This window comes from Ferdinandcohnia salidurans (assembly GCF_042680725.1).
Classification (GTDB): Bacteria; Bacillota; Bacilli; order Bacillales; family Bacillaceae_L; genus Ferdinandcohnia; species Ferdinandcohnia salidurans.
Map to the genome: position 1 here is coordinate 19,746 of NZ_JBHUEK010000024.1, position 13,780 is coordinate 33,525.

9 protein-coding genes and 1 riboswitch are annotated in these 13,780 nt (G+C 37.9%); of the genes, 2 read left to right on the top strand and 7 right to left on the bottom strand.

The window, feature by feature from the left end; all coding sequences use genetic code 11:
* Positions 1-40: 40 nt before the first annotated feature.
* Positions 41-1,762, bottom strand: a complete 1,722-nt coding sequence (locus tag ACFSFW_RS14490; RefSeq protein WP_388039280.1) for a sulfate adenylyltransferase — start codon at positions 1,760-1,762, stop codon at positions 41-43.
* A 325-nt stretch (positions 1,763-2,087) separates the two neighbouring features.
* On the opposite strand from ACFSFW_RS14490, the gene ACFSFW_RS14495 reads away from it, so the two are divergent.
* Complete coding sequence (locus ACFSFW_RS14495; RefSeq protein WP_388039282.1) at positions 2,088-2,768, top strand: phosphoribosylaminoimidazolesuccinocarboxamide synthase; 681 nt, start codon at positions 2,088-2,090, stop codon at positions 2,766-2,768.
* 119 nt (positions 2,769-2,887) lie between these two features.
* Here ACFSFW_RS14495 and xylE read toward each other — a convergent pair whose 3' ends face one another.
* From xylE to ACFSFW_RS14515, 4 genes are all read right to left on the bottom strand, one after another.
* Positions 2,888-4,324: a D-xylose transporter XylE gene (gene xylE, locus ACFSFW_RS14500; protein WP_388039284.1), complete on the bottom strand. Its 1,437-nt coding sequence runs from the start codon at positions 4,322-4,324 to the stop codon at positions 2,888-2,890.
* 368 nt (positions 4,325-4,692) lie between these two features.
* Positions 4,693-6,258 (bottom strand): response regulator, encoded by a 1,566-nt coding sequence (locus ACFSFW_RS14505; RefSeq protein ID WP_388039285.1) that lies wholly within the window; start codon positions 6,256-6,258, stop codon positions 4,693-4,695.
* 65 nt (positions 6,259-6,323) lie between these two features.
* Positions 6,324-7,703, bottom strand: coding sequence for a sensor histidine kinase (locus ACFSFW_RS14510; protein WP_388039287.1), 1,380 nt, complete (start codon positions 7,701-7,703; stop codon positions 6,324-6,326).
* The gene (locus ACFSFW_RS14515) at positions 7,690-8,700 is read right to left on the bottom strand and encodes a sugar-binding protein (RefSeq protein ID WP_388039289.1); all 1,011 of its coding nucleotides are present in this window, start codon (positions 8,698-8,700) and stop codon (positions 7,690-7,692) included. The genes ACFSFW_RS14510 and ACFSFW_RS14515 overlap by 14 nt, the downstream gene beginning before the upstream one ends.
* Positions 8,701-8,896: 196 nt before the next feature.
* On the opposite strand from ACFSFW_RS14515, the gene ACFSFW_RS14520 reads away from it, so the two are divergent.
* A complete protein-coding gene (locus tag ACFSFW_RS14520; RefSeq protein WP_388039291.1) occupies positions 8,897-10,285 on the top strand; it encodes a LysM peptidoglycan-binding domain-containing protein in 1,389 nt (462 codons plus the stop codon).
* Between the two features lie 82 nt (positions 10,286-10,367).
* Here ACFSFW_RS14520 and ACFSFW_RS14525 read toward each other — a convergent pair whose 3' ends face one another.
* Positions 10,368-11,630, bottom strand: a complete 1,263-nt coding sequence (locus ACFSFW_RS14525) for a cation:dicarboxylate symporter family transporter (RefSeq protein ID WP_388039293.1) — start codon at positions 11,628-11,630, stop codon at positions 10,368-10,370.
* Positions 11,631-11,740: 110 nt separating this feature from the next.
* A riboswitch (cyclic di-AMP (ydaO/yuaA leader) is annotated at positions 11,741-11,895 on the bottom strand.
* A 106-nt stretch (positions 11,896-12,001) separates the two neighbouring features.
* Positions 12,002-13,636 carry a thiamine pyrophosphate-binding protein gene (locus tag ACFSFW_RS14530; RefSeq protein ID WP_388039295.1) on the bottom strand — a complete coding sequence of 545 codons (1,635 nt, stop codon included), beginning with the start codon at positions 13,634-13,636 and terminating at the stop codon, positions 12,002-12,004.
* Positions 13,637-13,780 lie beyond the last annotated feature (144 nt).

Sequence of the window (13,780 nt, forward strand, 5' to 3'; positions counted from 1 at the left end):
AAAAATCACTCACAACAATTTGTGAGTGATTTTTTCTTACTTATTCATCACTGCCTCTGTATCGCTTGTATGGCAGTGGGTTCCAAACTCGATATTTTAAGTCTTCCGAACGAAGTGGTGAAGGAATATCATCAAAGATTTTTCGTGCCACTTCTAGTTCGCGTTCTGCCTCGGACTTATCCTGATACATAAATTCATCGGAGGCTTTTTCCAATGCTTTATTTACCTTTTCTTCTAAATACTCAACCACCATTTCTTGTTGTTTATGGATAGACTCTCTGGCTGATGCCACCCAATCTGGCTGGGCGGTACGAAGCGTGTCAGATACATAGCTGAACTCTTCGAAAATATCTCTATAGATCTTATCGGCATTATCACGTGCATCCATGATAACATTTTCCAAATCTTCTATGGTAAGTTCCTCAACCTGAAGCGGCCTTCTTCGTTTTGGACCACCAATTCTTGACCTCGTTAAATAATATGGGAAAATACTCTTTATCGTTTTACCGACAGGTGAAATGGCCATATCGTTCTCATCCACACCCTTTGGCTGCACACCTTGCATCGCAATCCGGGCAGACTCTGGTCTTACTATTTCTTTAGGTGGTAATACCCCATACCGCAACAACTCACGAATCCCAGTCCCAGAAATATTAATACGATATTGCTCATCATGTGGGCATGTTTGATCAGTTGCTTGCGTACTGCAGCGCGTACAGTAGAACACTTCATGGAACAAGCGGATATCGATTCCTAATTCATCCGGTGTAAATTCATCGAATATCGTATGACTTGCATACTTTTCATAGAAATCACCAATACCTGCATGATCTCGTCCGATTAAAGCGTGGGTACACCCATAGTTTTTCATGATCAAAGCATGGAGGACCGCTTCACGTGGACCAGCAAATATATAGGTAACTCGTAATGGTGCAAGAATCGTTCTTTCTTTTGGATAGTATGTATCCAGCACACTGCGGTATGACAACATTCGAAACTCGTGTCGCGTATATTCACGCTTTGCCATTTCTACTAGGGGCTGAACAAATAGACCTTCTAACTCTTCTAAAGCATTTCTATGAATATACTCATGTCCGCGGTGTAGAGGATTTGCTCCTGTAATAAATCCACCTACAGATTTAAACTTCTTTTTCTCATAAAAAAGCTTCCATGTTTCTTTCGGCTCCATTCTTATATCTTCAAATGGCCCCCAATGGACTCGTCGAAGCAATTGTATGGGGCCGGCCAAAGCGGTATCTCCCATTCGACGGTAGATCGAATCAACTCCAGGGTGGTTGCGGTCAGTTGTGCCAAAAAGATGGGTTGCACGGAATTCACGATCATAGTCGAAGATATCATTCAATTTTAGAATAGCGACGGGTTCTCTTGTTTCATCCGCAAGAGCGACCTCATCCCCGACGGATAAAGTCTTAATCACCTGCTGATTTCGGTCACCAATTGGCGCGAAACTTAGCGGCACAGGCCAAACCACTCCATTTTTCAAGCGGCCTTTCGTAAGTACAGACTTGTAATCCTCTTCATCCATAAAACCTTCATTAGGCGACAACACTCCTGTTGCGATCATTTCAAGAGTAATGACGGCCTCCAAATCTACCATAATCATTGGCAATTGCTTTGCTCTTTCCATTGCTTCCTCTTGTGCTTTCCCGGTAAGAACACGATTCACCAATTTGCCACCATGTGGCTGTTGTGGATAGCTTGCTAATGTCTTTTCATCCAACACATCAGTAAACTGATTCAATCATATCACCCTCCTATTACCACTTATATTCTATTGATATACTTTATATCCTTCCTAAACTGAATATTTTTTAGAAAATTCAGTTAAACTCAAGTTATTTTAATAGCTTGGATGGAAAACTCGTCTATGAATGATAGTTAAATAGAATAGATTTTCGCTTTAAATCCGCAGGAATTTTATATTTTTTATCATTATTCCCTTAAATCCCACCAAAATCTTAACATTCATATGTATTTATACTAAAATATTTCGTATTTACTCTTGTACAAACACCATTTTATCTTTATGATTATTATGTTATTGAATTTCGCATAGGGGGATTGACATGAAGCTTAAATACACAGGTAAAACAAAAGATGTCTATGAATTGCAGGACGGAAATTACTTACTTCAATTTAAAGACGATGTAACAGGCGTTGATGGTGTTTTTGATCCAGGTGCAAATACTGTTGGTTTAACAATTGAAGGTGCAGGTCGTGCTGGATTAAAATTAACTAAGTACTTTTTCGAAATATTAAATGAAAGAGAAATTCCAACTCACTATATTGATGCTGATATCGAACAAGCAACCATGACAGTAAAACCGGCTGAAGTATTCGGAAAAGGTCTTGAAGTTATTTGCAGATATCGTGCTGTTGGAAGTTTTCTTCGCCGATACGGCTTATATGCAGAAGAAGGGCAAGCCCTCGATGCTTTTGTTGAGGTAACCTTAAAAGATGACGGTCGTGAAGATCCTCCCATCAGTGAAGACGCTTTGGACATGCTCGGTATCCTGTCTAAAGAGGAATATCAGGTATTAAAAAAACTTACACAACAAATCGGTGGTATCGTTAAAGACGAGCTTGCTAATAAAGGAATCGAATTATATGATATTAAATTCGAATTCGGACGCACTGGCGATGACAGACAAATTGTCCTTATCGATGAAATCTCCGGTGGAAACATGCGCGCATTCAAAGACGGAGAATACATTGAACCATTAGAATTAGAAAAGATGTTTCTTTAATGGGACATAGGGACAGGTCCATTGTCCCAAAATCGATAATTTATCATATAAAAAAGAAGCCAATACATCATGATTGGCTTCTTTACTAAAATAAGATATTTCACTTCCACTTCGTAGCTTTACACTACTCTTTTTTTGCTTTGAATAGCTCCTTCTCTTACTGTCTTTTTAGATTTACTCCACAAATTCTCTAACTGTTCCAGTGATTGTCCTTTTGTTTCAGGAATAAACTTCCATACGAAAACCGCTGAAAGAAGACTCATAATTCCGTAGAAGGAGTATGTTAATCCTCCACTAAACTCCATCATTGCTGGGTAAGTCGATGAAATAAAATAGTTTGCCGCCCACTGTGCAGCCACAGCAATCGCCATGGCTTGACCTCTAATTTTGTTAGGGAAGATTTCTGAAAGAAGTACCCAAACGACTGGTCCCCAGGACATCATAAATGATGCTGTATAAATGATAATGAAAATTAGTGTACCTATTCCAATTACGTTTGTGAAAGCCATGCCAGCCACACCAAACATCCCAATTGTCATACCGATTGAACCAATAATTAAGAGCGGTTTACGTCCAAATTTGTCAACAGTGAAAATCGCGATAAGTGTGAATACAACGTTGACTAAGCCCATAATAATCGTCTGGAACATCGAAGCATCTTTTGCCGCTCCCATGCTTTCAAAGATACGTGGTGCATAGTAGAGTGCCACATTAATCCCCACGAACTGCTGGAAAACGGATAACAGAATTCCGACAACAACAATTGTTTTCCCAAATGAAAATAGGTTTGATTTTAATTTATTGTCATCAAAAGATGACTTAATTTCGATTAAAGTTGATTTAGCGACAGCTTTTTCGTACAACTTAGTAAGAACAGACATCGCCTTCTCATCCTGATTCTTTTGAATAAGATATCGAGGTGTTTCAGGTACAGTAAATAATAGCCCAAGAAATATAGCTGCTGGTATTACCTCCGAAAGGAACATATAGCGCCATCCGATATCATTTATCCATACGATGGATTGTCCTTTCGCAATCCCCCAGTTTACAAAATACACAACCAGCATACCGAAAATAATGGCGAACTGATTTAACGATACTAATGTACCACGAATTTTGGGTGGTGCAATTTCCCCTATATACATGGGTGCAACAGCTGAAGCAAGACCAACGCCTATTCCACCGATAATTCGATAGATGTTAAATGTAATCAATAATTCGATCGAAGGCTCACCTTTTGTGAAGAATAAAAATTCAGGATATGCTGATCCAAGTGCTGAAACGATAAACAAGACCGCTGCTACAACAAGCGAATATTTTCGTCCAATATTCGATGCAAAGTAACCGGATACAAGACCACCAATAATGCAGCCAATTAAAGCACTTGATACGGTGATCCCATGGACAAGTGAACTCAGCCCGAGACTGTCTGTAAAATAAGCTTGCAGCGCTCCTTCAGCTCCTGAAATTACCGCTGTATCATAACCAAATAACAAACCACCAAGAGTGGCTACTAATGTAATTAAAACAATCGAAAAATTACTATTTTTTTTCATATCCTTTTGAAAGAGACTACCCTCTTTCTTCCCCCTCTCATCCTTGAAAGGATTACTATTTTGGTAACCCTTACACTTTCTTTAAAAAGGAACCTACCTCAATCAAATCACTATCCTCCTAACGAAGAACTAAAACTCAACATGATTTCGCTTTCATAAACCTTGAAGTAGGTAGCATTTGATTTCTATGTATATAAAATATCATGTAAGCGCATTAATGTTTTCGCTTTCATCTTCACTATCTTGTAAACTTCTAGACTATCTTGTTTTTTTGAACATTATGTTGGACCTATCAAAACCTTTAACCTGTCCCTCATCTAAATCTCTCCTGCCTAAAAAAGAAAAAACAACGACTTTTATCGTTGTTTTTACGGTTGATATTTCGTTCGATACTCACTTGGAGACACTCCGAGTTCCTTTTTAAATACTCTACTAAAATAATTTGGATCTTTATAACCTATACTTAGTGCAATTTCTTTTAATGACATACGTGTTAATAATAGCTCTTTTGCCTTTTCTAATCTCGTAGCTGTCAAATACTCTATAACTGTAAGATGAAACCGCTCTTTGAATAACTTACTTAAATAATAAGAACTAATTCCAATTTCTACAGCAATTGATTCGAGAGAAATTGATTTAGCATAATTTTTGTCTAAGTATTCTTTAGCTTTTAGTAGTAATGTTTGTACACCATTCGAACGATATTCTGCTAAACTTTCGATAATCATGAGGAGGTGTGATTTGGCTGCTTCCTTAATCTGCATTGCTGTAGCGAACTGACCTAAGCCTGTCACTATATCTTCTTCAAATCCTTGCTCTTTTAAGGCACGCGATAATACAATAAAAAAGTTCTCCATCGCCTTATGGATCGGTCTAACCTGATAGTCTGAGGCCTGTTGAATAGACTGAAAATAAAGTTCAAACATGTGTAAGCCTTTTTGGCTATCACCTTTTTTCACAGCATCAACCAGTTCCCTCTCAATTTCAAAAGGAACTAATTCTTTGCGCCTTTGTTTAATCCGCTCATTAAATACCATATAGGCTGCACTAGGTTGCGTATAGGCTAGCTCTAAAGCATCGATTGCTTCCTTATAAGAAATAGAAAACTGATTAACATCAGAAATAATACTCCCTATCCCTACATATAAGTGGCATTCGTTAAGCGAATGTTGAACTTGATGGATAACCGATCGAGCAAACTCTTCTCTTATTTTATGATTTTTATAATCCTCGTCCGTTAATAGCCTCAAAACAGGTACTTGAAAGCCTGTCAAAGGACCGACAAGACAATGGGAATACTCGTCATGAATTGTTACTTTCAACACTCGATACCAGTGGCTTTTCTCTTCTCGACTAGCATGCAGATGATCTGATTCGAATGTAAAAACAGCAACAAAACCTTGTTTATGCTCAAGATCTAGCCATTCTTCCCAATCTTCCTCATTAAACTCATGAACGTGATCCATAATGAAGGAAACAATAAATTCTATTTCAATAAAGGAACTTGCTCTTTCAAGTCGTCGATTTATTTGTTTTGTTTCATTTTCTTTTTGCTTCTCACTTTCGATTTCTTCGACCATCCGATCAAAAGCCTCGATTACTTCAGATATTTTACTAGGTTTTAATAAATACTCTTTAATCCCAAATTTCATTGCTTCTCGAGCATAATCAAATGTATCAAAAGCTGAGACCATAATAAATTTTGTTTGCGGAAGAACAGAAACGATTCTCTTAATAGCTTCTAAGCCATCAAACTCAGGCATCTTTATATCCATGAAGACTAAATCTGGCTTATGTAAGATAGCTAAATCAACTGCTTGTTTTCCATTCTTAGCCTCAGCAATAATTTCGAAATTTACCCGCTTTTTACTAAGCATTATTTTTAATCCATCTCTTTCAATCTGTTCATCATCCACTAACATGACCTTTATCATAAAAAAATCCTCACTTATTCTTCTTTACGTTTTGACTAATATAATTCGTACTGTAGTCCCTTCTCCTATACTTGAAACACCTCAACTTTACTCTCTTTTTTAAACAACGCAAGACGGTTAATTACATTTCTCATGCCAATTCCAGTTGAATGACCAGTACCTTCTTTTATCATAGTTACTTCGTTGCTGTCGTTTGGATCCATCAAGCTTTGTAGTGTCGCTTCATCCATTCCTACCCCATTGTCCTTAACTTCTATGCACACCAGATTATCTTCTTCATAAATATGTAATTCAATCTTGGCTCCCTCCGCCATATCCTCAATTCCATGAATAAATGCGTTTTCCACAATCGGTTGAAGCGTAAGACAAGGTATTGGAATTGCAAGGCAATTTGGATCAATGTTTTCGATAAAATCCACTCGATCTCCAAACCGCGTCTTTTGAATGAAAAAATATTCTTTTACAATTTTAACTTCATCTTTCAATATTGTTTTACGATCAAGACTACTTATATTATATCGGAGTAACGTCGAGATTGAAGAAATGAGTTCACTTGTTCTCTCCGCTCCTTCGATGAGAGATGTTTTAGAAATGGTGTTTAATGTATTAAAAAGAAAGTGGGGATTAATTTGGTTTTGTAAGCTTTTTAATTCCATTTCCTTTAGTAATTGCCCCATCTTAGCCTTTTCTTCTATCTCACTCATTGATTCAAGAATATTCCTCTTCATTTCATTAAACGTCTTTGTTAAAAACCAAAGTTCGTCCTTTGTCGAAACAACAACATCCTCTCCCATAAAGCGTCTAGCAGATATTTCTTTAGCTGCTAGAGAAAGTCTTTCTATGGTGCTAGTTATCCCATTGGAAAACCATAATGCAAATAAGATACTTAATAGGATAATGACAATTAGAATCGATATCGCCATCTTTTTCATATAAGTAATCTTTTCATCTAATAACTTAGCTATTGCTTGGTAATTGCTTAGCTCATTGTTTATCAAACTAAGTGTTTCTTCATGTATATAGGTGGATGTTTTATTCGCCTCACTAATAAATAATGAGTAGGCCTCAATATCTTTCTTTTCTACTGCAATGACTGTCTTATCGGTTTGTTCTAGAAAACTGGTCATGATATTCACATAATTTTTTTTCGTTATACTTTCCTTTTCCATATCCTTAAACCTTTGTTGCAGTTCTACGAGTTGCTCCTTACTTTCTTGATAATCAATTAGGTTCTCAGGTAGCGGTTCGTATACGTATATTTGTAACGTTTCAAATGTTTGATTTGTCTTTTTCGCAATTTCGTTTAATAGAAACAAATACTCATCATTCTCATTATGAAGTTCCATAATGCTTTGATTACTCTGCTCACGAACAACAAACAAAATTACAATTAAAAGTAAGATGGTTGTAAAATAAATCAGTAATTTTGTTCTAATTTTTATCATAAGGAACCACCGTTGTTTCTTTTTCAAAATCCAAAGTAGATTTATTAATAATGGATGAATTGGTATGAGTAATTTCTTTAAACTGTTTGCCATTCATAATGTCTACCATTCGTTCTACACTTAAATATCCCATTTCAAAAGGATGCTGTTCCACAATTGCTTCAATTTCCCCGTTCTCTAATAAATCCATATTTTCATCGATTGTATCAAAAGTAATGACATACATATCATTTTCCTTTTGTAAAGAATTAGCTGCAGACACAATTCCAATCCCATTGTAGGAACTCGTTCCAAAAAAGGCAGTAATATTTTCATGTTCCGTTAATATGTTGTACGCCTTTTCTTCTACCTCTACCCTGGTAATCTTTGACTCTTCAACCGCTACAATTTCTATGCCTTCTACTTGCTCCACAACATCTTTAAATCCCTCTACACGTTCTAGGTGATGAGGATTGTCCAAACTACCTGTGATGATACCGACATTCGCTACGCCATTAGTATCTTCAACCAACGCTTTCCCTGCTAATTGGCCAGCCATGTAATTATCTGATCCAATGTAAGCATGCCGCATACTTTCGGGAGAGTCCGTATCAATCGTTACAACTGGAATGTTTTGACGCTCCGCTTTGTTTATCATGTCGGTAAAATGTTCGTTAAGGCCTTGGACGATAATACCATCCACTTTTGATTTAATTGCTTTGTCAAAGAGTTTCAATTGCTCTTCTGTATTTGATCTTTCAGGCCCAATATACTCCACTACTACACCATACTTTTGTCCAGCAGTCTTTGCTCCTTCACCAATTAATTGCCAATACTCATGTTCCATCTCCTCCACTATTAATACAAAATGATACTTTGGTAAAGATGCTTCTGGGGAATAAACCTCTTCCATTTCTTGATTAATCGTTTGCACCTGTTCATAAAAGTAAATGGTAAAACCTAAAGCAGTTATAAAAAATATAAGTAATAAGCTATAAATCATACGTACCCTCTTCATGCTGCCCCCTTGAATATAGACGATCTAAGAATCATTATGTATTAAAATAGCACATTTCGACATTCTCATGCATTCAATCCGTTCTTATAACATCACACTGCTCTTATTTCCTCACCAATTACACGATTTAAATTTGTAAAAAGATAGAACTTGGGGATAGTAAAGGGTAGAAAAGGACAAATGGATGGTGAAATAGGTGGAAAGTTTTTCACGATATAAACTAAACGAAACGAAAGACGGATTTGAAGTAATCTTATACCTTGATGAAAACTTAACCGAGTACTCTGCTGAGTTAGGAATCTCATCCCCAGTGGAAGAGTCTGATATGGAAAGAAAAGCTGTTAATTTCGTAAAAAGAATATTTCCTGCATTGAAGGTTAAAACCGTTAAGATTATGGCAGGCAGAGTGTTACTATCCGCCTTAGGTCTTGGAACCTTGCCTGCAACTCAAGCCTCTGCAGCTGAAGCAACTGGAAAGAAGCCACAAACGAAGTCTTTATGCCATACTGTAGTAGCGGGTGATACACTATATAGCATTGCTCAAGCTAATGGAACAAGTGTGGATGCAATTAAGAACGCGAATAATCTTTATTCGGATTCTCTACAGATTGGACAAACATTGACAATTCCTGTTGGCATTACTGCCATTCCGGCTCAAACCAATGTAACTACTTATCAGGTTGTTTCCGGTGATACGTTATATAGCATTGCAACAAGGAACGGCACTTCCGTTGATGGGATCAAAAAGGCGAATAATCTTTCTTCGGATATTTTGCAGATTGGACAAACGTTAACGATTCCTTCTGGCGGTGCGTCCGCTCCTACTCAAACCAATACAACTACACATCAGGTTGTTTCCGGTGATACGTTATATAGCATTGCAACAAGGAACGGCACTACCGTGGATGGGATAAAAAGCGCGAATAATCTTTCTTCGGATATGTTGCAGATTGGACAAACGTTGACGATTCCTTCTGACGGAGCGTTTACTCCTACACAAAACAATAAATCTACACATCAGGTTGTTTCCGGTGATACGTTATATAGCATTGCCACACGTAACGGCACTACTGTGGATGGGATCAAAAAGGCGAATAATCTTTCTTCAGATAGTTTGCAGATTGGACAATCGTTGACGATTCCTTCTGGTGTTACAAGTACACCGGCTCCGGTTCAAAGCGGAACAGCATTCGCCGCTGAACAACAGAAAGTAGTGAACAAGGAAGAAGTCGAATGGCTTGCGAAAATGATACACAGTGAAGCGAGAGGTGAATCTTTAGAAGGACAGATTGCCGTTGGAGCTGTAATTGTGAATCGTGTAAATAGTCCCTTATTCCCTAATACTATTAAAGATGTCTTGTTTGAAAAAAGCTACGGTTACTATCAATTTACACCAGCAGAAAATGGTGCGTTACATACAGCAACTCCTAACGACCAACATAGAGAAGCTGCAAAACGTGCACTAAGTGGTGAAGATCCAACAAATGGCGCATTATTCTTTTACAACCCTGATAAAACATCGAGCTCCTATCTAAGAAGTCGTACCGTTTCAACCACAATAGGCAACCACGTATTTGCCTTTTAGGGACACAGGGACAGGTCCCTTGTCCCAAACCTAAAACAAGCACATTCCTATTTGATGGAATGTGCTTACTAATATCACATATTTACGATGCTTGTTGAACAGCTTCAACTTTAGTTGGAGGGTTATATTGACCTTCCCATTTAGCTATAACTAGTGCTGCCAACGAGTTACCTACTACGTTAACCGCGGTACGTCCCATATCTAGAATACGGTCAATACCAGCAATGAATGCCAATCCTTCAGCTGGTAAACCCATTGTACTGAACGTAGCTAATAACACTACGAAGGATACCCCTGGAACTCCAGCCATACCTTTGGATGTTACCATCAATATTAACATTAGCATGATTTGTTCCCCAATGCTTAAGTGAATACCATACATTTGGGCGATAAATAAAGACGCTATAGCTTGATATAGAACAGACCCATCCAAGTTAAAAGAATAACCTGTTGGTATAACGAAAGTCGCTATATGCTTTGGACTTCCTGCCTGTTCCATTTTATCCATAATCCTCGGAAGTACGGTTTCCGAGCTGGATGTTGAAAAAGCAAGGATTAACTCTTCCTTAATCATCTTCAATAATTTAAATATATTTAAACCGATAAATTTAGCCAATAGGCCTAAAATAACTACTACAAAGAAAATCATTGTTCCATAAACAGTAACGGCTAACTTGGCTAATGGAATAAGTGATTCAAATCCATATTTTGAAATAGTTACACCAATTAATGCAAATACACCGATCGGGGCATATTTCATAAATAAATTTGTCACATAAAACATCGCATTTGCCATACCCTCAAAGAAACGTAAAACCGGTTTTCCTTTTTCACCTATAGCTGCAATTCCAAGACCGAAAACAACTGCAAAGAAAATAGTTGCTAGCATATCTCCTTCAACCATCGCTTGAAGCGGATTTGTAGGAACAATATGAAGTAGTGTATCGGTTATGGATTTTCCTTCTTGCGCTTCTGATGTTTCTACATAACCTGAGATATCACTTTGCTCTAACTGGTCCATAACTAGTCCAGCACCAGGTTGGAATAAATTTGCAGAAATAAGGCCGATTGCAATCGCAACCAAGGTCATTCCAATAAAATATGTTAGGGATTTAGCACCTAACTTGCCGACTGATTTTAAATCACCAACACCAGCTATCGCAACGATAATACTTGAAAGAACGATCGGCACGACAATCATTTTAATTAATCGTAAGAAAAGATCTCCGAATGGCTGCAGGACACTTTGGGCAGTTTCACTTCCATAGAAAATGCCACCAACGATAATACCTAAAATAAGACCAATCAAAATTTGACTAGCCAAACTTAACTTGAATTTTTTCATAAATTACCCCACCTTCTTAATAATTTGATTCTGATTACTTAGGTAAGGAAAACATATAGAAAGATAAGGTAATAAAAAACCGGCTGTTGCCGATTCACTATTCTACCATACTGTTTCCTCTCGATTGCTTACGAGGTTAGCTTTCAGGTTAGGACTATGGGAAACAATAAGCCCCTTCTATTTAAGAATTCACCAATAGCGGAAAAAATCCCGCATGAAGAATTTGGGTCCCCCGCTCTAGATAAAGATTAAGCAACAATGCTCTACAATTATTTTATACTAAAATATTATTCTAGTAAACTATCGAATCATTTCCAGTTAAGTGTCCCACCCCCATTAACGATTGGGGGCGGGACACTAGCTTTCCACGGTCAGCCTTTTGTTTCCGGGTGAAAAATTGGTGCAGTATCAACCTCTATCAATGCTGGCCCATTATGTAAAAGTGCTTTTTCAAGGGTATCCTCTAATTCACTCTCATCTGTGATTAAATATCCTTTCCATGAGCAAGCTTCGGCAATTTTTACAAAGTCAGGATTCGTTAAGTCCACATCCTTTTGAATGCTTCCGCTGGCTATCATTTTATCGCGTTCCATTTGTAACGCATGATTATTGAATATGATGACTGTGATATTTAAGTTATATCGGATAGCCGTTAATAAATCGGCTAAAGTCATCTCGATCCCGCCATCTCCAACTACAGCAACCACTTGCTTCTCTGGAAAGCACAGTTTGGCTGCAAGAGCGGCAGGCAAACCAAATCCCATTGTTCGCCACTCTCCTGAAAAGATGATTTGTTGATTAGTTGAGCGGAAATTGCGATTGAACCAAACGGTTACATCCCCCGTATCTAGAGTAATAATCGCATCGTCTTGAACAGTATTTTCAATGGCTCTAACGATTCTTGATGGATGGAGCGGTTGGGAAGATTGTAAGCCTTCTTGCTCGTTTTGTGTGTCCCACGTTTCTTTTATCTTCTGGATGTTTGTTACCCATGTTTGATTTTGTGAAACGCTATGAAGACTTTTCGTTAACAATGGGACCAGCATTTCAGCTGAACCTACAATACCTAACTTAACAGGTATACCTTTCCCGATATTCTCATTCTCAACATCAATTTGAATCAATTTAGCCTGCTTTGGCACATATCCTTCCGGCCACCATAAGTTCCCTACTAATAAAACAACATCTGACTCCTGAAAAAGCTCTTTAGCATGAGGGTTTCCGCCTTGTCCAATTCCTCCTAAAAAGTTCGTACAGGATTGATGAAAGACCCCTTTTGCACCTAGGCTTACAAGGATACCTGCTCCCCAAAGTTCTGCTAATTTCTCTATTTCATTTACAGCCTGTATTGCTCCTAGGCCAGCTAAAATCATTGGTTTTTTTGCGGTTTTCATTACTTCCACAACTTCTGTGATTTCTTTTTCTTCTATAGATGTGGTAGTCTGTATCATTTTTGGTTCTCTCTGAACTTTTGCAGTTGAATTCATCTCAAAAAGATCTTTAGGAATCGATAGATGAGTAACTGCACCCTTATCAAGTGATGTTTTCATCGCTTTTGTTAACACATCGATAATCGCATCTGGGTGCGCAAGCAAGGTCGTATATTCTGCGAGTGGTTTGATTAATTCTTGTTGATCAAGATACTGCTTGTAGTCAGTCCCGATTTTTTGTGTCGGAGCTTGTCCAGTAATTGCGAGTACAGGTGCTTTATCCATATAAGCATCGCCAAGACCATTGAGTAGGTTTCCTAAACCAGGTCCCATCGTTGCAAGACAAACACCAAGCCTCCCTGTTAACTTCGCCTCAGCTGAAGCCATCATGGCGGCAACCGATTCATGTTTCACCGCAATAAATTGGATGGTATTTTGCTTTGCAAGTTCATCCATTAACCCAATAATGGCATCGCCGACAACCCCATAGATCCTTTTAACTCCCCACATCTCAAGCTGCTTTAGCATAAGTGTAGCAACGGTTTCCTTTGTTGATTGACCAGATTGTATATTCACGATAGGTAAATCTCCTTTGATTGTTTTTCCTTACCTTTCCAAATAGTGGAGTTTTATATTCAAGGACAGAATATGACAGCCACATGACAACTTTTGCCGAAATTCGTAATATTTACATGTTTTTTACATTTCGGATAAATGAAA